At 72.9% G+C, this 24,202-nt stretch carries 19 protein-coding genes and 1 tRNA gene; 13 read left to right on the forward strand and 7 right to left on the reverse strand.

The genetic code is table 11. The annotated features are described in order from the left end of the window. The first annotated feature begins 210 nt into the window (after positions 1–210). From ACTHAM_RS02610 to ACTHAM_RS02630, 5 genes are all read left to right on the forward strand, one after another. Positions 211–1,506 carry an extracellular solute-binding protein gene (locus ACTHAM_RS02610; protein WP_440684214.1) on the forward strand — a complete coding sequence of 432 codons (1,296 nt, stop codon included), beginning with the start codon at positions 211–213 and terminating at the stop codon, positions 1,504–1,506. A 42-nt stretch (positions 1,507–1,548) separates the two neighbouring features. Then, a complete protein-coding gene (locus tag ACTHAM_RS02615; RefSeq protein WP_440684557.1) occupies positions 1,549–2,535 on the forward strand; it encodes a carbohydrate ABC transporter permease in 987 nt (328 codons plus the stop codon). Continuing rightward, on the forward strand, positions 2,535–3,413 hold the full coding sequence (locus tag ACTHAM_RS02620; protein ID WP_440684215.1) for a carbohydrate ABC transporter permease: 879 nt from the start codon (positions 2,535–2,537) through the stop codon (positions 3,411–3,413). The genes ACTHAM_RS02615 and ACTHAM_RS02620 overlap by 1 nt, the downstream gene beginning before the upstream one ends. A 104-nt stretch (positions 3,414–3,517) precedes the next feature. After that, positions 3,518–5,923 carry a glycoside hydrolase family 3 N-terminal domain-containing protein gene (locus tag ACTHAM_RS02625; protein ID WP_440684559.1) on the forward strand — a complete coding sequence of 802 codons (2,406 nt, stop codon included), beginning with the start codon at positions 3,518–3,520 and terminating at the stop codon, positions 5,921–5,923. 85 nt (positions 5,924–6,008) lie between these two features. Further along, positions 6,009–7,358, forward strand: coding sequence for a hypothetical protein (locus ACTHAM_RS02630; RefSeq protein WP_440684216.1), 1,350 nt, complete (start codon positions 6,009–6,011; stop codon positions 7,356–7,358). Positions 7,359–7,387: 29 nt separating this feature from the next. Here the strand turns inward: ACTHAM_RS02630 and ACTHAM_RS02635 are convergent, their stop codons facing one another. Further along, on the reverse strand, positions 7,388–8,227 hold the full coding sequence (locus tag ACTHAM_RS02635; protein ID WP_440684217.1) for a helix-turn-helix transcriptional regulator: 840 nt from the start codon (positions 8,225–8,227) through the stop codon (positions 7,388–7,390). A 102-nt stretch (positions 8,228–8,329) separates the two neighbouring features. On the opposite strand from ACTHAM_RS02635, the gene ACTHAM_RS02640 reads away from it, so the two are divergent. The 7 genes from ACTHAM_RS02640 (at position 8,330) to ACTHAM_RS02670 (ending at position 15,041) form a co-directional block, all read left to right on the forward strand. After that, the gene (locus ACTHAM_RS02640) at positions 8,330–9,073 is read left to right on the forward strand and encodes an SDR family oxidoreductase (RefSeq protein WP_440684218.1); all 744 of its coding nucleotides are present in this window, start codon (positions 8,330–8,332) and stop codon (positions 9,071–9,073) included. A gap of 23 nt (positions 9,074–9,096) precedes the next feature. Then, positions 9,097–10,038: a formate/nitrite transporter family protein gene (locus ACTHAM_RS02645; protein ID WP_440684219.1), complete on the forward strand. Its 942-nt coding sequence runs from the start codon at positions 9,097–9,099 to the stop codon at positions 10,036–10,038. Positions 10,039–10,184: 146 nt separating this feature from the next. Further along, the gene (locus tag ACTHAM_RS02650; protein ID WP_440684220.1) at positions 10,185–10,721 is read left to right on the forward strand and encodes a PAS domain-containing protein; all 537 of its coding nucleotides are present in this window, start codon (positions 10,185–10,187) and stop codon (positions 10,719–10,721) included. After that, positions 10,718–11,629 carry a methyl-accepting chemotaxis protein gene (locus tag ACTHAM_RS02655; protein ID WP_440684221.1) on the forward strand — a complete coding sequence of 304 codons (912 nt, stop codon included), beginning with the start codon at positions 10,718–10,720 and terminating at the stop codon, positions 11,627–11,629. Before ACTHAM_RS02650 ends, ACTHAM_RS02655 begins: the two co-directional genes overlap by 4 nt. A gap of 95 nt (positions 11,630–11,724) precedes the next feature. Continuing rightward, positions 11,725–13,017 carry an LCP family protein gene (locus ACTHAM_RS02660; protein ID WP_440684222.1) on the forward strand — a complete coding sequence of 431 codons (1,293 nt, stop codon included), beginning with the start codon at positions 11,725–11,727 and terminating at the stop codon, positions 13,015–13,017. Between the two features lie 83 nt (positions 13,018–13,100). Continuing rightward, positions 13,101–13,173: transfer RNA gene (locus ACTHAM_RS02665), tRNA-Arg, on the forward strand. A gap of 263 nt (positions 13,174–13,436) precedes the next feature. Further along, positions 13,437–15,041, forward strand: coding sequence for a methyl-accepting chemotaxis protein (locus ACTHAM_RS02670; protein ID WP_440684223.1), 1,605 nt, complete (start codon positions 13,437–13,439; stop codon positions 15,039–15,041). Positions 15,042–15,133: 92 nt separating this feature from the next. Here the strand turns inward: ACTHAM_RS02670 and ACTHAM_RS02675 are convergent, their stop codons facing one another. Together ACTHAM_RS02675 and ACTHAM_RS02680 are read right to left on the reverse strand one after the other, a co-directional pair. After that, positions 15,134–16,477: a threonine/serine ThrE exporter family protein gene (locus ACTHAM_RS02675; protein WP_440684224.1), complete on the reverse strand. Its 1,344-nt coding sequence runs from the start codon at positions 16,475–16,477 to the stop codon at positions 15,134–15,136. Positions 16,478–16,549: 72 nt separating this feature from the next. Beyond that, a complete protein-coding gene (locus tag ACTHAM_RS02680; protein ID WP_440684225.1) occupies positions 16,550–17,032 on the reverse strand; it encodes a DUF1269 domain-containing protein in 483 nt (160 codons plus the stop codon). 552 nt (positions 17,033–17,584) lie between these two features. Between ACTHAM_RS02680 and ACTHAM_RS02685 the strand changes: the two genes are divergently transcribed. Further along, entirely contained in the window at positions 17,585–17,782 is a 198-nt protein-coding gene (locus ACTHAM_RS02685; RefSeq protein ID WP_440684226.1) for a hypothetical protein, read from the forward strand. 62 nt (positions 17,783–17,844) lie between these two features. Here ACTHAM_RS02685 and ACTHAM_RS02690 read toward each other — a convergent pair whose 3' ends face one another. Genes ACTHAM_RS02690 through ACTHAM_RS02705 form a run of 4 tightly spaced genes read right to left on the reverse strand, consistent with a single transcriptional unit; the run spans position 17,845 to position 24,110 of the window. Next, on the reverse strand, positions 17,845–19,071 hold the full coding sequence (locus ACTHAM_RS02690; protein WP_440684227.1) for an MFS transporter: 1,227 nt from the start codon (positions 19,069–19,071) through the stop codon (positions 17,845–17,847). Beyond that, the gene (locus ACTHAM_RS02695) at positions 19,068–22,010 is read right to left on the reverse strand and encodes a glycoside hydrolase family 2 TIM barrel-domain containing protein (RefSeq protein ID WP_440684228.1); all 2,943 of its coding nucleotides are present in this window, start codon (positions 22,008–22,010) and stop codon (positions 19,068–19,070) included. The genes ACTHAM_RS02690 and ACTHAM_RS02695 overlap by 4 nt, the downstream gene beginning before the upstream one ends. Continuing rightward, positions 22,007–22,960 carry an N-acetylglucosamine kinase gene (locus tag ACTHAM_RS02700; RefSeq protein WP_440684229.1) on the reverse strand — a complete coding sequence of 318 codons (954 nt, stop codon included), beginning with the start codon at positions 22,958–22,960 and terminating at the stop codon, positions 22,007–22,009. The genes ACTHAM_RS02695 and ACTHAM_RS02700 overlap by 4 nt, the downstream gene beginning before the upstream one ends. After that, the gene (locus ACTHAM_RS02705) at positions 22,953–24,110 is read right to left on the reverse strand and encodes an ROK family protein (RefSeq protein WP_440684230.1); all 1,158 of its coding nucleotides are present in this window, start codon (positions 24,108–24,110) and stop codon (positions 22,953–22,955) included. Before ACTHAM_RS02705 ends, ACTHAM_RS02700 begins: the two co-directional genes overlap by 8 nt. Positions 24,111–24,202 lie beyond the last annotated feature (92 nt).

Raw genomic sequence — 24,202 nt, forward strand, 5'->3', positions numbered from 1 at the left:
CGTTATCGACAACGGTTGACCAACCGGTGTCCCGCCTGCCAGAGTCACCCGTGTGTCCCGGTCAGCGACGACAGGACGACGGGGGTTCGCACTGGTGCGAGCGTCCGGAGTCCGGCGGAGTCGTCAGCAGGTCTGACGCCTGCGGCGCGCTCGTCGACCCCGGTCGGGGTGGATCACTGTTCGGTCAACTCAACGAAGAGGACGGATCTGATGAGGTCAAGGAAGACGCTCGCGGCCTCCGCCGCGGTGCTCATGGCGACACTGGGCCTGGCGGCCTGCGGCAGCAGCGACGACACGGCGTCGGGTGGTGGTGACGGCGACGTCCAGATGACGTTCTGGCACAACTCCACGACCGGCGACGGCAAGGCCTTCTGGCAGTCCACGGTCGACGACTTCGAGGCGGCCAACCCGGGCGTCACGATCGAGATCCAGGCCATCCAGAACGAGGACATGGACGGCAAGCTGCAGACCGCCCTCAACTCGGGCGACGCGCCGGACATCTTCATGGCCCGCGGTGGCGGCAAGCTCGCCGCGGTCGTCGAGGCAGGCCAGGCGCAGGACCTCACCGCCACGATCGATGACGCCACCAAGGCCGCGGTCGGTGACGCGGCGTTCAGCGCGTTCACCATCGACGGCAAGGTCTACGGCATGCCGATGTCGGTGCTGCCCGGCGGTATCTACTACAGCAAGGACCTGTTCGCGCAGGCCGGCATCACCGAGACGCCGACCACGATGGAGGACCTCGAGGCCGCCGTCGAGAAGCTCAAGGCCGCGGGCATCGCCCCGATCGCGCTCGGCGCCAAGGACGCCTGGCCGGCCGCGCACTGGTACTACTTCTTCGCGCTGCGCGAGTGCTCGCCGGAGACGATGGAGCAGGCCGCCAAGGACATGACCTTCGACGACCCGTGCTGGACGACGGCCGGTGAGGACCTGGAGGCGTTCGCCGCGGTCGAGCCGTTCAACGAGGGCTACCTGACCACCACCGCGCAGCAGGGTGCCGGCTCGTCCGCCGGTCTGCTGGCCAACCACCAGGCCGCCATGGAGCTCATGGGCGCCTGGGAGCCCGGTGTGGTGGCGTCGCTGACGCCCGAGGGCACCGCGCTGGAGGACCTGGGCTGGTTCCCGTTCCCGGCCACCGCGACCGGCAAGGGTGGTGACGGCGCCATGATGGGCGGCGTCGACGGCTTCTCCTGCTCGGCCGACGCCCCGCCGGAGTGCGCCGAGTTCCTGAACTTCGCGATGCAGCAGAAGTACCAGGAGGGTTACGCGAAGGCGTTCCAGACGCTGCCCGCCAGCCAGGACGCCCAGGGCGTCGTGACCGACCCGGCCCTGCTCGACGTGCTCGCGGCGTACAACGACGCGCCGTACGTCTCGGTGTGGCTCGACACGCTCTTCGGCGCGAACGTCGGCAACGCCCTGAACACCGGCGTGGTCAACATGCTCGCCGGCCAGGGCACCCCGGACGACATCGTCACGGCCGTGAACGACGCCGCAGCCAAGGAGTAGCAGGACACCATGAGTGACTCCAAGGGCGAGAGCTCGATTGTCATGACGTCGCCTGAGGGTCCCTCAGCGGCTGGGGACGGTGCCCGCGTGGCGCCGTCCCCGGCCCGCCGGTCGCGGCGAGGCCGCGTCGACTGGCGCAAGCACCTCGAGATCGCGGTGCTGTCGGGACCCGCAGTCGTCCTCTTCGTCGCGTTCGTGATCTTCCCGGTCGTGATGGCGGCGTACTACGGGTTCTTCAAGTGGAAGGGCTACGGACCGCCCACCGAGTTCGTCGGCCTGCAGAACTACGTCACGATCTTCCAGGACTCCACGTTCATCGACGCGCTGCAGCACAACGGCTTCATCCTGGTGATGTCCCTGGTCATCCAGGGGCCGTTCGCCGTCGGGCTCGCGCTGCTGCTCAACCAGAAGATGCGCGGACGTTCGCTGATCCGCGTGCTCATCTTCGTGCCGTACGTGATCTCCGAGGTCATCGTCGGGACCGGCTGGAGCCTCATGCTCCAGACCAACGGTGCGGTCAACGACCTGCTGACCAAGATCGGCCTCGAGAGCTGGACCGTGGACTGGCTGTCCAACCCGGACGTCGCCATCTGGTCGCTGATGATCATCATCTCGTGGAAGTACATCGGCTTCGCCGTGATCCTCTTCCTCGCCGGTCTGCAGTCGATCCCCGAGGAGCTGTTCGAGGCCGCCGCCATCGACGGTGCCTCGTACTGGCAGATCCAGCGGCGCATCACGCTGCCGCTGCTCGGCCCCACCATCCGCATCTGGGCGTTCCTGTCGATCATCGGTTCGCTGCAGCTGTTCGACCTCGTCTACATCGTCTGGGGCCAGTACGTGGCCGCCACGGCAGGCACGTCCACCATGGCGACCTACATGGTGGTCAACGGGCGCAACGCCGGGAACTACGGCTTCGGCAACGCCGTCGCGGTCGTCCTGTTCGTCATCTCGTTGGTCATCGCCCTGACGTACCAGCGCTTCGTGCTCCGGCGTGACACCGAGGGTGCGCTCACGGAAGGGAAGAAGTGATGGCCGCCATCACCGCGCCGGTGCCCACCCGGGCCACCACCTCCGCACGTCGGCGCCGCGCCGGCGGCAGCGCCAGCTGGGTCACCTACCTGGTCGCATTCGCGTTCGTCGGCATCTGCGTCGCCCCGGTGGTGTACATCATCATCGGCGGCTTCCGGACGAACTCCGAGATCACCACGGACCCCTCGGGCCTGCCGAGCACGTGGCAGCTGCAGAACTACGTCGACGTGCTGAAGAGCTCGATCTTCTGGCAGCAGGTCGGCAACTCGGCCATCGCCGGGATCTCGACGACGATCGGTGTGGTCGTGCTGGGTGTGGCAGCCAGCTTCGTGCTGGCCCGCTACCGGTTCAACGCCCGCGGCGCGATGTACGCACTGTTCGCCGCCGGGCTGATGTTCCCGATGACGGTGGCGATCACGCCGCTGTACATCCTCATCAAGAACCTCGGCCTGATGAACAGCCTGCCCGGCATCATCCTGCCGCAGATCGCCTTCGCCCTGCCGACGACCATCATCATCCTGGTGCCGTTCCTGCAGGCGATCCCCAAGGAGATCGAGGAGGCGGCGTCCATCGACGGGGCGAGCCGTCTCGGGTTCTTCTTCCGGATGGTCGTGCCGCTGTCCGTGCCGGGCGTCGTCACCGTCGGCATCCTGGCGTTCATCGCCAGCTGGAACAGCTACATGCTGCCGCTGTTCGTGCTCAACGACGAGACCGCCTACACCCTGCCGCTGGGCGTGCAGGCGTTCGCGTCGCAGTACTCGGTCGACACGGCCCGGGTCCTCGCCTTCACCTCGCTGTCGATGATCCCCGCCCTGATCTTCTTCTCGCTGTTCGAGCGGCGGATCGTCGGCGGCCTCACCGGCGCCGTCAAGGGCTGAGCCCGACGTCCTGGCGGCGGCCTGGGAGCCGCCGCCAGGACGTGCACCTGCCGTCACCGCACCCTCGCCTCACCTGCCCAGGGAAGAAGAAACGCGTGTCCGAGATCCCCACCGCTCCACCTGCCCCACCCCGGGTGTCCGAGCGCGTCCGAGCCCTCCACGCCTCCATGACGCTGGAGGAGAAGCTCGCCCAGCTCGTCGGCTACTGGCTCGACCAGAACGGCACCGTCGCGCCGATGCAGTCCGAGATGGCCTCCGGCCAGAAGGACTCCGGGCAGCTGCCCGAGATCACCCGGCACGGCCTGGGCCACTACACCCGCGTGTACGGCACCCGACCGGTCGACCCCGTCGAGCGGGCCGCCTGGTTGTGGGCCGAGCAGCGGCGCCTGAAGCGGGAGACCCGGCTCGGGATCCCGGCCCTCGTGCACGAGGAGTGCCTGACGGGCCTGGCCGCCTGGAAGGCCGCGACGTACCCCACCCCGCTGGCGTGGGGAGCGACCTTCGACCCCGAGCTGGTGCACGAGGCCGCCCGTGCGATCGGCGACTCGATGCGCGAGCTGGGCATCCACCAGGGTCTGGCCCCGGTCCTCGACGTGATCGGCGACCCGCGCTGGGGGAGGGTCGACGAGTGCATCGGCGAGGACCCCTACCTGGTCGGCACGGTCGGCACCGCGTACGTGCGCGGCCTGCAGGAGGCCGGCGTCCACGCGACCCTCAAGCACTTCGTCGGCTACTCGGCCTCGGCCGCCGGGCGCAACCACGCCCCGGTCAGCGCCGGGCCGCGGGAGATCGCCGACGTGTACCTGCCGCCGTTCGAGATGGCCGTCCGTGACGGTGGCGTCCGCTCGGTGATGAACGCCTACGTGGCGATCGACGACGTGCCGGTGGCCGGCAGCCCGCGCTACCTGCACGACGTGCTGCGCGAGCAGTGGGGCTTCGACGGCGTCGTCGTCGCGGACTACTTCGCGGTGGCGTTCCTCGAGGTCATGCACGCCGTCGCGGCCGACCGCGGTGAGGCGGCCGCGCTGGCGCTGGTCGCCGGCATCGACATCGAGCTGCCCACCGGTGACGCGTACCTCGAGCCGTTGGCGGAGCGTGTGCGCGCCGGTCAGCTCGACGTGGCGTGGGTGGACCGTGCCGTGCTGCGCGCCCTCGCGCAGAAGGAGGAGCTGGGCCTGCTCGACCCGGAGGCGTTCGAGGACGAGCCGCCGAGCGTCGTCGACCTGGACTCCCCGCGGCAGCGTGCGCTCGCCCGGCGGCTGGCCGAGGAGTCGGTGGTGCTGCTCGGCAACGACGGCGTGCTGCCGCTCGCCGGCCCGCTGGGTCGCGTGGCCGTGGTCGGCCCGAACGCGGCCCGGCCCGAGGCGCTCATGGGCTGCTACTCGTTCGCGAACCACGTGCTGGCCCACCACCCGGACCTGCCGCTCGGGTTCGAGATCCGCAGCGTGCTGGAGGTCCTCGAGCAGACGTACGCGGGGTCCGGCACCGAGCTGGTGCACGTCGAGGGCTGCGCCGTCGAGGGCAAGGACACCTCCGGGTTCACCGAGGCGGTGGCGGCCGTCGAGGGCGCCGACGTGGCGATCGTGGTGGTCGGTGACCAGGCCGGCCTGTTCGGCCGCGGCACCGTCGGCGAGGGCAACGACGTGGAGACGCTCGACCTGCCCGGCGTGCAGCGCGAGCTCGTGCAGACGCTCGTCGCCACCGGCACGCCCGTGGTGATGGTCCTGCTCACCGGCCGCCCGTACGCGATCAGCTGGGCGCTCGACGGTGACGGGCAGCGCCCCGCGGCCGTCGTGCAGTCGTTCTTCCCCGGCGAGTGCGGGGCCGAGGCGATCGTCGACGTGCTCACCGGTGCCGTCAACCCGTCGGGTCGGCTGCCCGTCTCGCTGCCGCGCGCGGCAGGTGCGCAGCCCTACCGGTACCTGCGGCCGATCCTGGGCGGACCGTCGGACGTCACCGCGACCGACCCGACCCCCGTGCGGCCGTTCGGCTTCGGTCTGAGCTACACCTCGTTCGCGTACAGCGACCTGACGGTCGCCGACGAGGTCGACACCGCCGGCACGTTCGAGGCGGCGGTGACGGTCACCAACACGGGTGCGATCGCCGGCACGGACACCGTGCAGCTCTACGGCCGGGACCTGGTCGGCTCCATCGTCCGGCCCGTCGCGCAGCTGCTCGGCTACGGCCGGGTCGAGCTCGAGCCCGGTGAGTCGCGTCGGGTGACGTTCCGGGTGCCCGCCATGCGGTTCGCGTTCTCCGACGCCCGGCTCGTGCGGATCGTGGAGCCGGGTGCCACCGAGGTGTGGGTCGCCTCGCACTCGTCGGCGTCCGCGGCCACCGCCGAGGTCACCGACACCACCGGTGGGGCCATCCGCAGCGCCAAGGACCGTGCGCAGCGCCAGGTCCCCGGCACGGCGACCCCTCGACGCGCGCTCGCGCTCACCGGGCCGGTGCACGAGGTCACCGGCGACGACCCGCGGATGGTCGAGGTGAAGGTCACGGCGGTCTGACGGGCTGACGCACCCCGGTCCGGCCGGGGTGCGTCACGCACGGGCGTGCCCGTGTGGCATCCTCGCCCCCGTGAAGATGTCCGAGATGTCCCTTTTCGACCCTGCCCGCTCGCCCCGGCGGGACGCCTCGGCGCTCGCCCGGTGGACGTTCGCGGCGGGCGCGCTGGTGCTCCTCGCCGGGTGCAGCGAGGGCGTCGCCGCCGCGTCGGCGGCCACACCCGTCGCGACCCCCACCGCGCGTACGGTCACCGTGCCGGGCCTCCCGTCGTACCTGGAGGCGCCGGCCGGGCTGCTCGAGGACGCCGGGCCCGGCTGGGTGCTCGCCACCTACGTCCCGCACACGGTCGAGGCCCGCAACGCCCACCCGTCGCAGGTTCCCAGCACCGAGGCGGTGTTCCTGGTCAGCCCCGAGGGGACCCGCTACCTGCTGACGGAGGTCGACCTCGAGGCCCAGCAGGGCCCGGAGGCCAGCTCGTGGGTCGAGCACCACGTGATCGCCTGGACACCGGGGGAGTCGACGGCGCTCGTCGAGGCCGGGTCGCACGAGTCGGACGTCGCAGGGTCGACCCTCACCCCGGCGCCCACGTTCGCCACGCTCGACCTGACCAGCGGCGCCCTGACGCCCGTCGATGCGCCCCTGTCCGGCTACAGCCGGTTCATCGGCTCGTTCGACGGCCGCACCCTGTGGTCCACCGACTCGAGCTCCCGGCTGACCGTGGAGACCGAGGCCGAGACCTTCGCGATCGACGCCCTCACCCTGTCCGGCCCCGAGGCCGTGTCGCCCGACGGGAGCCACTACCTGGCCTGGTCCACGCTGGTGGACATCGACACCCGGACGACGAGCGCGACCGTGTCCGCGGGCGCTGCCCCGCACGCCTGCCGAGCGGTGTCGTGGTGGGCGGAGGATGCCCTCCTGGGGATCTGCATGGATGCGGACCCGTTCCAGACCGGCGTCGGCCTGCAGTCCGTGAATCCCCGGTGGGTGTCGTTCACCACGGACGAGTGGGGCACCAGCGGCGGCACGGTGGTGCGTGCCTTCCAGCCGGGTGACCCGATGCCCTGGACCAACGGTGTCCGCCTCGCCGACGGTGACGTGCTCGTGCCGGGTGACGCCCTCGCGGACCTTGCCGCGCCCGTCCCCGAGGGTGACTCCTGCGCGGACGGCCTGTACCGGGTGGACGCGCGCGGGGCGACCGCTGTCCTGTCCGCCGCCGACCCGGCCTACACCGGTCGCGACTTCGTGCCCAGCGTCGTGGACGGGGTCGTCGTCGTCGCGGTCGAGGGCCGGTGCGAGGGCGATCAGGTCCCCTCGACGCTGCTCGGCTACGACCCGGCCACGGGTGCGCTGACGACCCTGCTGCCCGAGCCGTCGGATGCGGCGACCACGCCGTACTGGCAGGGGCTGACCTCGTACGTCGTGGGCGGGGAGAGCTGACGACGGGGCGCCGCCGGTCGCCGGCCCGATCAGCCTCTGCGCGTCGTGGCCACGGTGTCGAGCAGCCGGAGCTTGTCGTCGCTCGGGCTGCCCGGCGCGGCCGTGAAGAGCAGGAGCGACTGCGCGTGGTTCTCGGTGTGCAGGAACTGGCAGTCGACCTCGACCGGGCCCAGCTCGGGGTGCAGCAGGGTCTTGTGCCGGGAGGGCAGCACGCCGACCTCGTGGGCCGCCCAGATCTCCACGAACTCGGGGGAGAGGGCCGCGAGGCGTTCGGCGATGGCGCGCGCGTCGCGACCGCTGGTCTCCGAGCCGAGAGCCGCCCGCAGCGCCGCGGCGAGCGTGCGTGACTGCCGGGCGTGGTCCTCGGTCGGGTAGAGCGCGCGCTCGGTCTCAGGCTCGGCGAACCATCGGTAGTACTGGCTGCGGCGCAGACCGGTGAAGCCGGACTCGTCGCCGACCAGGGCGCGGGCCAGCCGGTTCTGCACGAGGGCCTCACCCAGCTCGGAGACGACAATCGCGGGGGTGTCCTCGAGCCGGTCCAGGATGCGCAGCACGGCCGGGGGCACGTGGTCGGAGCGGTGCCCGCGCGGCGGAGGGCGGTGCCCGGCCAGGCGGAACAGGTGGTCGCGCTCGTCGAGGCTCAGGTGCAGCGCGCGGGCGAGCGCGGTGAGCATCGCCTCCGACGGCTGCGGTCCGCGGCGCTGCTCGAGCCGCGCCAGGTAGTCGGTCGACATGCCGGTGCGTGCGGCGACCTCCTCGCGGCGCAGGCCCGGGGTGCGGCGGCGCGGGCCTTCCGGCAGACCGACGTCGGTGGGACGCAGCGCCTCGCGGCGTGCGCGGAGGAAGTCGGCGAGGCCCGGTCGGTCCATGCGGCCATCATGCGTGCCGTGCGCGCGGGCATCCAGGGAGCGGGGATCCCTGGATGCCCGGGTCTCTGGTCGGCCCGTCTCTCCGACCGCACGGTGGTGCCCATGGACATCACGCACCGCACCATCCTCGTCACCGGCGCGACCTCCGGCATCGGCCGCGGGCTCGCCGAACGCCTCGCCGACGCGGGCAGCACCGTCATCGCCGCCGGACGCCGTGCCGACCTGCTCGCCGAGGTCTCCCAGCACCCGCACATCCACCCGCTCGTGCTCGACGTGACCGACCCGGGCTCCATCGCCGCCGCCGTCACCGAGCTCGCCGACCAGTTCCCCATGCTCGACACCGTGCTGCTCAACGCGGGCGTCATGTTGCCGGAGGACCTGCGCACGGGCGCCGACCTGGCGACCGCCGAGCTGACGGTGGCGACCAACCTGCTCGGGCCGATCCGTCTCGCTGCGGCGCTCGTACCGCTGATCGCCGGGCGCCCCGACGCGGCGCTGCTGACCACCACGTCGGGGCTGGCCTACGTGCCGCTGCCCGCCACACCGACGTACAACGCGACCAAGGCAGCGCTCGCGTCGTGGACCGAGTCCCTGCGCGTGCAGCTCGCCGGGCAGGTCGAGGTGGTCGAGATCGCGCCGCCCGCGGTGCGCACCACGCTCATGGGGCAGCAGACCGCCGAGACCGCGATCCCGCTCGAGGTCTTCCTCGACGAGACGCTCGAGCTGCTCCGCCAGGAGCCGACACCGCCGCAGATCCTCGTCGAGGCCGTGCACCCGTTGAGGTTCGCGCGCGAGCGCGGCACCTACGAGGCCGTGCTCGGCGCGCTGAGCACCCGGACGCACTGAGCCGGCGGGGCCCGGGTCGGGGTTTGAGCGCGCCCGACGCGGTGCGCCGCCCGGCCCGGTTCGGTGCGTGCGCGGTGCGGCTGTGGGACGGTTTCCCCGTGAGCGCCGCCGCCCCCGACCCGCAGGCCCTGTTCCCCGGGAAGCACTTCATCAGCACCGTGCTCGAGGCGCTCGAGACCAAGACCACGATGTCCGGTGCGCTCGCCCGCCGGTACCTGCAGCGGGCCGCGATGGCCGGCGTGATCATCGGCCTGATGTACGCGACGAACTACGCGGTGATCGCCGCGTTCGACGCGGTCGAGATCGACGGCTCCTCGCTGTACCCGCTGGGCAGGATCGCCGGGGCGCTGGCGTTCGGGTGGGCGCTCGTCTTCATCTACTACTCGCGGTCCGAGCTGCTGACCTCGAACATGATGATCGTCTCCATCGGCGCGTACCACCGGCGGACCAGCTGGGGTCGGGCGCTGCGGCTGCTGGTGCTCTGCTACGTCGGCAACCTGGTCGGCGGCCTGTTCATCGCGGTGCTGGTCCGGTTCTCCACCGTCGTCGACGGTGCCGCGTTCGACCAGATGGTCGCCTCCGTCGAGCACAAGCTCGCGTACGTCTCCGCCGGGCCGTCCGGGTGGACCGATCTGCTGGTCCGCGCGATCCTGTGCAACTTCTGCATCAACCTGGCGATGCTGCTCGTCTACAACGGGCTGATCAAGGACGACCTGACCAAGTCGCTCGTCATGATCATGTCGGTGTTCATCTTCGCGTTCCTGGGCCTGGAGCACTCGGTGGCCAACACCGTGCTGTTCAGCATCGTCGGGCTGAAGGAGGGCATCGACCTGGGGTTGGCGTCGGCGAACGTGGCCATCGCGCTGCTCGGCAACTTCATCGGCGGAGGCCTGCTCATCGGCCTCTACTACGCCTACGTCAACGACGACTCGAAGTGGCTGCGAGGGCAGGAGCCGCAGGCCTGATCGCCCCGGGTGCTGGCACCCACCCGAACAGCCCAGATGTCGAAGGTCCCGGGTGAGGTCCCCTCATGACCTGCGGTGACGCACCGATGAGCGACCCGTCGAACGAACCGGACCGACGGAAGGCGTCATCTGTGAGGACCCCCCGCGTGACCCCGACGGGCGCCGTGCGCACGTTCGGTGCCGAGCAGATCATCGTCTCCAAGACCGACCTGCAGGGGCGCATCACCTACGCCAACGACGTGTTCGTCGAGGTGTCCGGGTACAGCGAGGCCGAGCTGCTCGGCCAGCCGCACAGCCTGATCCGGCACCCGGACATGCCGCGTGCCGTGTTCCAGACGCTGTGGGACACCGTGGCCGCCGGGCGGGAGATCTTCGCCTACGTCGACAACCTGGCCGCCGACGGTGCGCACTACTGGGTGCTCGCGCACGTCACGCCGTCGTTCGGGCCCGGCGGGCGCATCACCGGCTACCACTCCAACCGGCGCTGCCCCGAACCCGCCGCCATCCGTGCCGTCAGCGGCCTGTACGCGCAGCTGCGCGCCGAGGAGCAGCGGCACGGCACCGGCCGCGCCGCCGTCGAGGCCGGCAGCCGCCTGCTGCGCGAGGCGCTCGCGGACCGCGGTCAGACGTACGACGAGTTCGTCTGGCAGGTCATCACGGACGCGCAGGGAGCGGCGGCATGAGGGGCGCACGCGCGACGCGAGCTGGGAGCGCGGCCATGGTCCCCGACCGCACCGGCGACGAGATGGCCGCCGGCCTGGCCGCGATCAGCCGCACCCTCGACGCCGCAGCCGCCGGCAACCTGGAGCAGCGTGTCCCGCCGCTCACCGGGTCCGCCGAGCTGCAGCACCTGCGCGCCGGGTTCAACCGGGTGCTCGACGTCGTCGACGCGTTCGTGCGCGAGGCCGGCACCGCGCTGACCTCGGCCGCCGAAGGGCGGTACCACCGGCGGATGCTCGTCCGTGGCCTGCCCGGCGCGTACCGGGACGCCGCGCAACGCATCGATGCCGCCCGCGCCCAGATGCAGCAGTCGGCCACCGCGCTCGCCGCGCAGCACGAGACCCGCGAACGCATGGTCGGGCAGACCGTCGAGATCGCCGGTCATGTGGCCGCTGCCTCCACGCAGCTCGGTGCGGCCGCCGAGACCCTCTCTGACCAGGTCCACGCGGGCGTCAGCCAGGTCGACGGCGCGCTGGCCACCGTGCACGAGCTCGAGACCACGTCCGCGCGGATCGAGGAGGCCGTCACGCTCATCCGGCAGGTGGCCGCCCGCACGAGGCTGCTCGCCCTCAACGCCTCCATCGAGGCCTCGCACGCCGGCGAGGCCGGTCGCGGGTTCGCTGTCGTGGCCGCCGAGGTCAAGAGCCTCGCCGACGGTGTCGCCGCGTCCTCGCAGGACATCACCGCGCACGTGGCCGCCGCCCAGCGCACCGCCGCCGAGGCCGCCGACACCATCGCCCGCATCGCCTCGGTGATCCGCGAGATGGACGGCGAGGTGGCCGGGATCGCTGCCGCGGCCGGCGACCACGGGCTCGCGCAGATGGCCGAGACGCTGCGCTCCGAGATCGGACGGTTCGCCGAGCTGGGTTGACCGGCCCGCGGTCGTCGCTGACCAGCGACGATGCCTTCACCGGACCTCCACCCCGAACATCGGCGCCCCGCACAGCCGCTGCCTAGCGTGGCCCTATGGCCGACAGGGGGAAGACGCGTGCGTCCGACCAGGTGCCCGCGCACGTCCGGGGGCGGCACCCCGATGTCGTGCGGCACGGGCGTCGGCACCGTGAACGGCGCGTACTGCGCTCGCTGGCGCTGGTGCTCACGGCCGTCGTCGTCGCCGGCGCCAGCGGTGCCGCGGCCGTCGCCTGGCGTATGACCAACAACGTCGACCAGCTCGACAACAGCGCACTGCTCGACGACGTCGACCGCCCCGCGCCCCCCGCACCCGACCCCGACGACCCCAACGCGGGTCTGCCCGTCAACCTGCTGCTCATCGGGTCCGACGACCGCACGGGCGTCAACGGTGTCATCGGCGGCGACGAGGAGGGCAAACGGTCCGACACGACGATGTTCCTGCACATCTCCGCCGACCGTTCCCGCATCGAGGTCGTCTCGCTGCCGCGGGACGCGATCGTGCCGATCCCGGCCTGCCCCGTGACGGGCGGTGGCACCACCAAGGCGTCTGACGGCTCCATGTTCAACTCGGCGTTCGCTCGCGGGTGGGACACCGGGCTCGACCTGGCCTCCGCCGCGACGTGCACGCAGCTGACCGTCGAGCAGCTGACAGGCATCCGCATCGACGGGTTCATCGTGGTCGACTTCATCGGGTTCCAGAACGTCGTCGACGCGATCGGCGGTGTGCCCCTGTGCACGCGGGAGGACATGCAGGACGTCGACTCGGGCCTGAACCTTCCTGCCGGTCAGCACGTGCTCGACGGTCCGACGGCGCTCGCCCTGGCGCGCGCGCGGCACAACCTGAGCGACGGCTCCGACACGCACCGCCTGGACCGGCAGCAGGCGCTCGTGGCTGCGACGGTCCGCACCATCCTCGACTCGAACCTGCTGACCGACGCACCCTCGCTGCTGCGCACCGTCGACGCCGCCACCAGCGCCGTCACTGTCTCGGGCGGGTTCTCCATCACCGGTCTGGCGTTCTCGCTCAAGGGCGTCGACCCGGCCAGCGTCGTCTTCCAGACCGTGCCGTCCGGGCCGACGCCCAACAACAAGAACCGGGTGGAGTGGACCGACGAGGCCGACGACCTGTGGGCGCGCCTGCTCGCGGACGCCGCGCCGGCCGCAGCGGCCACCCCTGAGACCCCGGATGCCGGTGCACCCGCAGCCGGCGGGACGCCGCAGACGCCCGCCGACCCTGCCGCCCCTGCGGCCGGCGCCCCCGCCGCGACGCCCCCGATCGACCCGCTGGCCGACCGCACGCCCGGCGAGACCATCTCGTCGGCCGACGCCCAGGTGACCTGCGGCTGACCCGCGTGAGCGAGCCCACGCAGATCCCGGTTTGGGTGGGCGCCCCCTGACCTGTATCCTCGTCTACGGCCCGCGAGGGCCATGCGCCCGTAGCTCAATGGATAGAGCATCTGACTACGGATCAGAAGGTTGGGGGTTCGAGTCCCTTCGGGCGCACCGCAGGCGTGAGGCCCGGCACCGGTGACGGTGCCGGGCCTCCGTCGTCCCGCGACCAGAAGCGGCTGCCGCGCCTGAGGCACCTGGCGGTCTGACAGCCGCCACTCGCCGGTCTGGCCCGCTGACCAGGCAGGACGCATCGGCTCGTCCCGCTGTCGAGTGGTCAACACCCCCAGGGGGCGACCGATGGGGTGGGTGAGATCTACGCACCGTGGGCCCGTCCTCGAGGGGATGTCCGGCCCCGATCACCCACGAGGAGCACCATGTCCCACCCGTCTGCCGTGTCTCCGCCGCCTCGCCGCGGCCGGCGCCTGACCATCGCTGCGAAGGTCCTCGGACTGCTGGTCGCCTCCGGGGTCGTGGGGGTCGTCGTGCTCGGCGCGGCCGCCCTGGGTCTGACGCGGCTCAGCGGGGACGTGGAGCGGACGAGCGCGAACGTGGCGCAGCTGGGGCAGGTCAGCGATCTGTCGCGGGCGTTCCAGGCGGGCCGTGCGCGCATGGTGGAGTACCCGGCAGCCTCGGAGGAGGTCCGTCAGGACCTGCGCGAGCAGCTCGACGAGTACGTGCAGAAGATCGCCGACCAGGAGGCCGCGTACGACGCGCTCGCGGTCGACAGGGAGTCGTGGGAGGCGTTCGACACGGCATGGCAGGGCATGGTCGACCTGGCGAAGAACGAGCTGTTCCCGATGGCCGACGGTGGTGACGTGAGCGGTGCGGCGGCGCTGTACCGCGCGGAGATCCTGCCGCTGACGAGCACGGCCGCGGACGCGATCGCGGCGGAGAACACGGCGGTCGCGGCGGCTGCGGACGAGAACTCGGCCGAGGCGAGCGGCGTCGCGCGGCAGACGCTGGTCACGGTGGTCGTCGTCCTGGTGGTCGGCCTCGCGGGTGTCATGGTGGTCGGGCTGGTGGTGTCGCGCCGGTTGGCTCGGGACGCCGGGCGGGTGCGTGCGGCGCTGGACTCCATGGCGCACGGCGACCTGACGGTCGCGGCGGACGTGACGAGCACCGACGAGCTGGGCGACATGGCGCGTTCGCTCGACCTCGCCCAGACGAGCCTGCGTGAGGTGATCGCCGGCGTGGTCGAGACCGCGCAGACGGTCGCCTCGACGGCCGAGGAGCTGTCGGCGGCGTCCACGCAGGTGGTGGCGGGTTCGGACGAGACGTCGGCGCAGGCGGGTGTGGTGGCTGCGGCCGCCGAGCAGGTCTCCCGCAACGTGCAGGCGGTCGCCGCCGGTGCCGAGGAGATGGGTGCCAGCATCCGGGAGATCGCGCAGAACGCGACCGAGGCGGCCAAGGTCGCCGGGGCGGCCACGAGCGTGGCGGCGTCGGCGAACGACCAGGTCGCCCGCCTGGGGTCGTCGAGCCAGGAGATCGGCAACGTGGTCAAGGTCATCACGTCCATCGCGGAGCAGACGAACCTGCTGGCGTTGAACGCCACGATCGAGGCGGCCCGCGCAGGCGAGGCAGGCAAGGGCTTCGCGGTCGTCGCCGGCGAGGTCAAGGAGCTGGCCAGCGAGACCGCGAAGGCCACCGAGGACATCGCGCGCCGGGTGGAGGCCATCCAGGCCGACACCACGGGCGCGGTCGACGCCATCGGCGAGATCTCCGGCATCATCGCGAGCATCAACGACTACCAGCTGACGATCGCCAGCGCGGTCGAGGAGCAGACGGCCACGACGAACGAGATGTCCCGCGGGGTGGCCGAGGCCGCGACCGGGTCGGGCGAGATCGCCAGCAACATCACCGGCGTCGCGACGGCGGCGAGCACGTCCTCGCAGACCCTCAACCAGATGGGCGCGGCGATCGGCGAGATGGCCCGCACCTCGGAGGACCTGCGCGCCCGGGTGTCGCGGTTCCGCTACTGAGCGACGTGGTCGGCCCCGGGCGACCGGGGCCGACCCCCGCCCGGCGGCGGGCGGCGAAGCGCCAGAGGCAGCGACCGTCGTGCGTGGCCGCGTCAAGGGCGCTGAGCGCGGCGCTGCCAGGTGTGCCGCAGGGAGCTCGCCTCGTTGCTCAGCCCGGTGCCCGTGAGGATCCCGAGCGAGATCGAGAACAGCGCCAGCACCATGTCGATCAGCTCGCCCCCGGCCCGAGCGCCCGAGGTGGCGATCTCCGAGACGCCCATGAACCCCAGCGCGCCGGGCACCAGCAGCCAGAACCCTGGCAGCGCGGTCACCAGGCGGGGCGGGCCGGACGGCAGCCGGGCGATGAGGCGCGAGACCACGATGAGCACCACGCCGCCCACGAACCCCGACAGCTGGGGCGACAGCACCGCGCTGCCGACGGCCTGCGCGACGAAGGCGCTGTACAGCGTCAGGCCGATCCACGGCAGCGACCCCTTCGGTGCCGACAGGTACAGGACGAAGCCGCAGCCGACGAGCGCCACCCCCACGTAGGCGATCCACGGACCGAACGGCTCCGGCGCGACGGGGTCAGGTGCGCCGACGACGGCGGCGCTGGCGACGACGCCGAACGCCAGGAGCATGAGCTGTGCCAGCCCGTAGACCAGCCGGCTCGCACCGGAGACGACCTGGTTGTGCGTGAGCTCGATCGTCGCGGTGGTCAGGGCGGCGCCGGGAAGGAACGTCACGAGCGCCGGGGTGATGAGCGTGATGGGGTCCACCCCCAGTCGCGGCCCGAGCACCTCGGTGGACAGCACCGACACGACGAACGAGGCGAGCACCGGCAATGCCGTGGCCAGCGCCGGCGTCTTCGGCAACGTCGCACGGGCGAGACCCACGAGCGTCCCGAGGATCACGAGCCCGCCGACGGCCCCCGGCGACGGCCGCTGGCACAGCCCGAAGCCGACGGTGAGCAGGATGTTCCCGAGCACACCGAGCGCCGGGCCGAACCGGGGCGGCGCGCTCGCCAGCCGGGCGAGGCGTCCGCGGGCAGTGGCGAGCTCCGTCGTCCCGGTGGCCACGTCACGGACGAGCCGTTCGAGCGCAGCGACCTGGCCCAGCGAGAACGGCCGCCCGGTGGAGCTGGCGTAGTGGGTGCTGACCCCGCCCGGGTCGTCGACCTGCACGAGCACACCCGTCGGCACGACGAACGCCCGTACCTCGTTGTCGCCCCGGGCGCTCGCGACGGCGCTCAGGGCCTCCTCCACCTCGTTGCTGGCCTGACCGGCGTCGAGCAGGCACACGCCGAGCGCGGTGAGCAGCGGCACCAGGTCGGGGTCGACGGTGCTGACCGACTCGACCGCGTCCGGGGCGGTGTCCCGCGACGGCGCGCGCAGGAACGCGGCGACCCTGCTGCGGACCGAGCCCAGCACCCGGGCTGCGGCGTCACCCGCGGCCATCGGCGACCCCCCCGCGCGACCGGCGGGCTGGACGGGTGGGCCCGGCCGGTCCGCGGGCGCCGTCGGTGGCGGCTAGTCGACGAGGTCGCGCAGGGTCGCGCGCTCGGCGTCGGTCAGGTTGGTGGTGACGAGCGTGCCGCCCAGCCCGTGCAGCCGCTCGCCCAGGCGGTCGAGGTCGGCGCCGTCGGTCACGGCGAACAGCGCCGAGGTCCCGGGCTTGACCGACTCACGGATCCTGTCGAGGTCCTCCTCGCGGATGCCGATGCCCTGCACCGCCTTGTGGCCGGCGCCGAGCGCCGCGCCTGCCGCCGCTCCGACGAACGGCACGAAGAACAGCATGCCGAACAGGAAGCCCCACATGGCGCCCCAGCCGGCCCCACGGGCGACGTCCTGGTGACGGTGGTGCGTCGAGGGCTTCTTGGCGTCGGCGGGCCACGAGACGGTGGCCGTGTCGTCGATCGTCAGCAGGTGCTCGTCCGCGGCGTTGCGGAGGATCTTCTCGACCTCCTCGGCGCGGTCCGGGTCGTCGTACAGCCACACGGTGAACGTGGTCATGGCACATCCCTCCCGACGCCAGTATGTCGGCGCCCGGTCCGGCCGTCGCGTCCAACCTCGTCCGCGGCGGACGGTGGGCGCTGGTGGCTCCGCTCAGGGGGCAGGTCCAGGACCGAGACCACGTCGACCCCGTCCTCCCGGCGGTGCGAAGCACCCGTGGCCGGGACGACCTGGTGGCCAACCGACCCGCTGCTTGACGGATCGTCGCGGGTCTGGGCGCGATGACGGGCGTCCCTCGCCGAGCCACTACCCTGACGCGGCTGCGCCGCACGGACGAGGCGCGCGGGCCGTGAACGAGGGATGACGACGATGCCACTCCTGACCGAGGTGCCGGTCGGGCGCACCAGTCGGACGAAGGCCCGGCACCGTGATGGTGCCGGGCCTTCGTCGTCCCCCGGTGCTGCTCGAACCGGCGTGCGTCCGGCGTCGGGGTCGCTGTGGGCACCGGGGCGAACCTGCCGTTCTACGCGCATCGCGCCACCGATCTCACGCTCGTCGACGCCAGCCGGGCGTGAGCTGGGGCGTGTGCTGCGGCCCGGCGGGAGGCTGCTGATGGCCGACCACGTCGAGTCGTCCGCGCGGCTGGGCCGAGGTGTCCAGCGGCGGCTCGACCAGTTGGCGCCCGACGAGGCCCATGAGCACCATCGGCGCCGGCCCCTGCTGCTGGTGCCAGACGCCGGGATGCGGGTGGTCGAGGCTACAGCGTCGCGCTGGCGGCTCGTCGAGCAGCTCGCCGCGACGCCCGCGTGAGCCGGTCCGGGACGCACGCTCATCCAGGTGGCGGCCCGGTCAGCGAGTAGACCGCCCGGCGCTCACGCGAACCGCCGCGCGGCGCGTCCGGCCACAGCGCCGGCGACCAGGACGACCGCGACGGCGCCTATCGCCCACGGCAGGCCCACGAGGTCGGCGGCCGACCCGATGAGCGGCGGACCGGCGACGTTCGCCAACGAGGACAACGACGTCACCGCCGCGATCCGCTCGGCGGAGCGTCCCTGCCCGGCGGCGATGCTGACCGCCACCGGGACCGCGAGAGCCGCTCCCAGACCCCAGACCGCCGCCCCCGCCCAGGCCACCCACAGCACGGGTGCGCCGCTGACGGCGATCACGCCCACGGCGGACACCACCGCCGACGCGACCAGGGTCGTGGACCGTCCGAGGCGGTCGACCAGGGGACCGCCGGCCAGGCGGCCGACGGTCTGCGCGACGAGGAACACCGACACGAACATGGCGGCCCGTGCCTCGTCGACGCCGAGCTCGGCCACGGCGAGCGGGGCCATCCAGTTGTTCGCGGTGCCCTCGGACAGCGCGGCCCCGAACACCACGGTCCCCAGGAGCAGGGTCGAGGTCTCCAGCCACACACCGCCACGTCGGGGGCTGTGCGCGCTGCGGGCGATCGGGGTGCCGGTGTCCACCGGGACCACCCGCAGGGGCAGGGCACCCTCGGTGCGCAGGGCGACGCCGACCGCGCCGCGGGCGAGGGCCGCGAGGACGGCGAGCACGACCAGCTGGGGAGCCGGACCCAGTCCGACACCGGCCGCGAGGCCACCGAGAGCGGCCCCTCCGGCGGCGGCGATCGAGTAGGCGGCGTGGAACTGCGGCAGGATCGTGCGGCCGACGCGTCGCTCGGCCTCGGTGCCCAGCACCGCCTGCGGCACGTTGGTCAGGGCAAAGGCTGCCCCGTGCACCACCGCTGCCACGAGCAGCCCGGTCACCGAGCGGATGTGCAAGCAGAGTGCCAGGCCGGCGTACGCCACGACGAACCCGACGGTGGCGCCCGCGTAGGCGCGCGGTGCGCCGGCGCGTTGGACCCACCGTCCGGCCAGCGGGATCGTGACGAGCGTCCCCAGGGCGTTGGCCATGAGGAACCGGCCGAGCCCACCGGCGTCCAGGCCGACCTGATCGCCGATGGCCGGCAGTCGCACGTTCCAGGCCGAGAGGCTGAAGCCGTTGATGCAGTAGGCCACGAGCACCAGCGCCCGCAGCCGCCACGCCCCGGGGCTGGTCGCGGGCGCCGCGTCGGGCTCGCGGGTCGTGGTCACGGGGCCGCGCCGAGCACGAGACGCAGCACCTGCCGTGAGGGGGGCAGGCGGTGCTGCGGCAGCACGCCTTGCCCGCACGAGGCCGTGCCGACACCGGACCGCGCCGCGTCCACCGAGAGGTGGGTCGACGTGGCGGACGGAAGGGCGTCGTCGTGGGCGGTTGCGGCGAGCGTGGTGCGTGACCAGGGTCGGACGGTAAGCGACGCCCGACCCGTGCGCACCCGCAGGTCCATGCCCGCGCCCTCGGTGACGACCAGGGCCTCGTCGAGCACCCGGGCGCCGTGCTCCTGCGGTCGCACGGTGCGCACGGCGTAGGCGTCGCGATCGGCCACGTACATCCCCCACCGTGCCCCCTGGCCGGTGTCCGGGTACTGCGCACCCGGACCGTAGCCGGTCCACCGCACCTCGTCGGTGGGGTGCTCGATCCACAGGTCGACGCCGACCCGCGCCCAGTCGCAGGGCCAGGTGCCGTAGGGCTCCACCGTCAGCTCGAGCGCGAGACCGTGGCCGTCCGCGCTCCAGCGCCAGGTGCAGTCGACGCCGGCGTCGAGCACCGGGGGACCGACCCGGGTCCGGGCGACGACGGCGTCAGGTGCGACCTCGATCGACACCAGACGTGAGCGCAGGTCGTGCAGCCGGGCCGAGGCCCACCGGTCCGCCATCGGTGGACGATCCGGCTCGTCCCAGCCGACGCCGCGGTCGTTGTCGGTCGGAGCCCGCCACAGCCCGAGTGCGACATCGTGCAGGGCCAGGTCGCCGAGCCGGACCGGCATCCCGGTGGTCGGGTCGAGCAGGGCCGGACCGAGGCGGATCCCGGACGGGTCGACGACCGGCGCGACCGGCGAGCCGACGAGGGCGGGAACGGTGGGCGGTGCGACCCGCTGCGTCCAGGCGACCTCGTGCCCTGCCGGTGCCCAGGGGCTCGACTGCCGGGTGCGGGCCGCCACGGTGACGGTCGCCCCGGCCACGGCGGGAGGCAGGTGCAGCGCGAGGTGCGCCTGCGTGCCCGCCGGGACGAGCGGGGCATCCAGGATCGTGGCGTGCCCGTGGCCCGGCGCGTCCGACCACCAGACCAGGTCGAGGTCACCGGTGTCGCGCGTGTGCCGCAGGTTGCGCACGGTGAGCCGTCCGCCGTCCGGCGCGAGGCGCAGCCGGACAGGGGCGAAGACCTGGGCCAGGTCGGCCAGTGCCGGTCCGGGGGTACGGTCGGCGTGCACGAGACCGTCGATCACGAAGTTCCCGTCGTGCACCTGCTCGCCGAAGTCCCCGCCGTACCGCCACCGGGGCCGTCCGTCCGGGGTGGTCGGCGAGGTCGGGTCGAGCAGTGCGTGCTCGACCCACTCCCACACGAACCCGCCCGCCAGCCGCGGGTTGGCCTCGAACAGCTCCTGGTACTCGCTGAGACCGCCCGGTCCGTTGCCCATCGCGTGGGCGTACTCGCACAGGACGAACGGCAGGGAACGGCGATGGCGCTCCGCCTCGGTCGCCCCGCCGGGCGGCTCGGTGGCGATCGCCAGGACCTCGTCGGTGGTGGCGTACATGCGTGAGTAGACGTCGACGTCCGTCGAGGACCGGTCACCCTCGTAGTGGACCAGCCGGCCGGGGTCGCGCTCGGCGACCCAGCGGGCGGCGGCGACGAGGTTCTGCCCGGTCCCGGCCTCGTTGCCGAGGGACCACAGCAGCACGCAGGCGTGGTTCTTGTCCCGCTCGACCGTGCGCCGCACCCGGTCGAGGACGGCCGTTCGCCACCGAGGGTCGTCCGAGGGGTTGCGACGCCACCCGACCAGCTCGAACCCGTGCGTCTCCAGGTCGTTCTCGAGCACGACCAAGAACCCCAGCTCGTCGGCCAGGTCGAGCAGGTCCGCGCGCGGGGGGTAGTGCGAGGTCCGGATGGCGTTGATGTTGTGCCGCTTCATCGCCAGCAGCTCGGCCCGGTCGTCCTGCGGGGTCACGGCCCTGCCTCGGACCGGGTGGTGCTCGTGACGGTTGACGCCGCGCAGCAGCACGGGGCGTCCGTTGAGCAGCAGGGTCGCGTCCTCGACGTGCACGGTGCGGAACCCCACACGCAACCGCACGGTCTCGGTGGCGGTGCGCACGGTGGCGTCGTACAGGTGCGGGTCCTCGTCCGACCACGGCCGCACCGCCGGGAGCCGGTGCTCGACGCCGACCGGGGCGCTGCTGAGGCCCAGCGCGGGCACGTCGAGCAGCGCGGTCCCGCTGGTGCCCCCTTCGAGCTCGACCTGCACCCGCAGGGTGCCCGTACCGTCGCGGTGGCCGTAGCCCGCGTGCACGAACACGTCCCGGACGCCCCCGGCGGGCCGGGCCAGGAGTGTGACCGACCGGAAGATGCCCGGCAGCCACCACATGTCCTGGTCCTCGAGGTAGCTGACCGCCGACCACTGCGCGACCCGCACGGCCAGCACGTTCTGGCCGTGCCGGACGATCCCGGTGGTGGCGAACTCGTGGGTGAGTCGGCTGCCGCGCAGGGTCCCGAGCTCCTCGCCGTTCAGCCAGACGGTGGCGGCGCCCTCCACCCCCTCGAACCGCAACGCGGTCGGGTGCTCCAGGACGGACTCGTCGGCGGTGAACACGAGCCGGTGGTCGGCGATCGTGTTCGTGTCGGGGGGGTGCGGCGGGTCGACGGGGAAAGGGAGCTGCAGGTTGCTGTAGGCCGGGGTGCCGTGCCCCTGCAGCACCCAGTGCCCCGGTACGTGCACGTCGGACCAGGCCGTGGGGTCCGTCGCCGCGGGAGTGGTCCACGCGTCGTCGACCACGTGACGTGGGGAGGGCCAGGTCCGTAGTCGCCACGTCCCGTCGAGGGACTGCTGAGGGGCGTCGGAGAGCAGGTGCGCGCGCGGGGGGAGCGTCCCGCGCGGCGGGTCGGTGGAGGCCAGCTCCGCGATCAGGTTCGTCCTGCGCAGGTCGGCGCCCGAGATCACAGATCCGCCGCCAGTGCCACGGCGCCCTCGACGGGGGGCGTGCGGAGCACCTCGAGGCGCAGGTCGGCGGCTTCCTCGGTCAGGCGCGCCGCGAGCAGCTCGCGGAGCACGGGCTGCTGGGTGATGACCCCACCCGCCGCGACCACGACGTCACCGACCGCTCCCCGGCGCCGCAGTGCGGCGACGTTGCGTGCGAGCACGTCGGCCGCGTCGCGCAGCACACCGCCCGCCAGTGCCGATCCACGTGCCGCCGCGTCGAACACGAGCGGCGCATGCACGCCCCACGTCATCGCGGGCTGCAGGGACACGGCCAGTGCCAGGTCCTGGAGCGTGGTCACGGCGTACGCGTCGCACAGCGCACGGACCGCCGGGTCGTCCAGGGTCGCTGCCGGGGTGCCCCAGTCCGCGGAGCGGAGGGCGGAGCGGACCAGCTCGCGGACCAGGGCCGGCGCGCTGCCGTGGTCGGAGAGCACCGCACCGTAGCCGTCGGCACTGAGCGGGGTGCCGTCCCGGGTGGTGCCGAGCAGTGCCGCTCCGGTGCCGACCACGAGGGTGAGGCACTCGGTGTACCCGGCTGCGGGGCCGAGCAGCAGCGCGTCGTTGACGACCAGGACGGGACCGGGGGTGTGCCTGACCAGCTCGGCCGTGGCGATCGCCTGCTGGGCCGCGGTGTCGATGCCATGCATCCCGTACGCGACGCGCGTCGTGCCTGCACCGGCGGGCACCACTCGCGCCACGAGGGCGGCGAGCCGGGCGAAGTTCTCCGTGCTCGCGAACAGCGAACCGTGCCGCCACTCGGACGAGGGGACGACCAGGTCGGCACGTCCGCCATCGGGGCCGAGCGCGACGACGTGGGTCTTGGTACCTCCGACGTCGACGCCCACGGTCGCAGTCCCGGTCGTGGGTGTCGTGCGGGAGCGGCCGATCCGCTCGGGCGCGATCTCAGGCAAGGTAGACGGATCCCTTCGTGCGCCGGGCCATGAGCTCACCGACACCGGCCAGGGCCGCGTCGGTGCCGAGCCCGGACCGGAGGATGGTGGGCGGGAACGGGATGCGACCGGCGAGCCGCAGCTCGAGCTGGCGCACCACCCAGTCGCCGTCGGCCGGCAGGTGGCCGTGCAGGACGACGACTGCCGGGTCGATCACGGTCGCCAGCGCGACGACCGCGAATGCCAGGTGGTCGAGCAGCTCGGCGGCGAGCTCGGTGGCGAGGGGGTCGCCCGCGGCTGCGGCGGCGAGCAACCCGGCGGCGTCCGTGGGCGCGTCCGGGCCCGTGTACCGCGCCGGCACTGCACCGATCCGGGACTCCAGGTCTCCCTGCCGGGCGAAGACCCGCCCGAACGCGGACCGGTCGGTGACCAGGTAGCCGACCTCGCCGGCGCCGGACCGTGCGCCGCGCACCAGCGCGCCGTCCGAGACGATGCCCGCGCCGACGCCGACGCCGAGGACCAGCGCCACCAGGCTCTGGACGCCGTCCCCGGGGCCGTGCGCCCACTCGCCGAACGCGATCGCGTTGGCGTCGTTCTCGACCAGGGTGGGCAACCCGAACCGGTGCCCGACGATCGAGCCGACGTCGAGCTGCTGCCAGCCCAGCTCGGCGGAGTTCGACACCCGTCCGCGGTCGTCGACGACGCCGGGGACCACGACGGCGATCCCGAGGCACGTGCGGCCGGCGACCTTCGCGGAGGTGAGGAGGTCGTCGATGAGGGTGAGCAGCGTCTCCAGGCGCTCGTTCGGGTCCGAGCCGGTCGGCGTGGGGAGTTCCCTGCGGTCGCTGCGGGACCCGTCCAGGCCCATGAGCATGCCGCGCGGCCCGGCGGCGGCGACCTCGACCGTGACGATGACGCGCCGCTCGCCGGCGAACCGCAGCAGAGTGGAGGGCCGCCCCCCGGAGGACCGCTCGACGCCGGCGCGCACGACGAGCTGTTCCTCGAGCAGTGCCGCGCACAGCCGGTCGATCGTCGCTGGGGACAACCCGGTCACGCGGCGCAGGTCGGAGCGTGACAGGGGCCCGTGCGCAGTGAGCGCGTCCAGCACCGCCGTCCGGTTGATGTCCGTGACCGTGCGCGTCGTGGCGGTGCGCGCTGCGTTCCTGACCATTGCTTCCGCCTCTCGCTCACTTTGCTATCAGTGCGAGATGAAACCACTCCGAGGGTCATCCGGCAAGGTCGCTGCTTCGGATGTAGCCGCCG

The sequence above is a fragment of the Cellulomonas soli genome, from assembly GCF_052036975.1.
Lineage (GTDB): Bacteria > Actinomycetota > Actinomycetes > Actinomycetales > Cellulomonadaceae > Cellulomonas > Cellulomonas soli_A.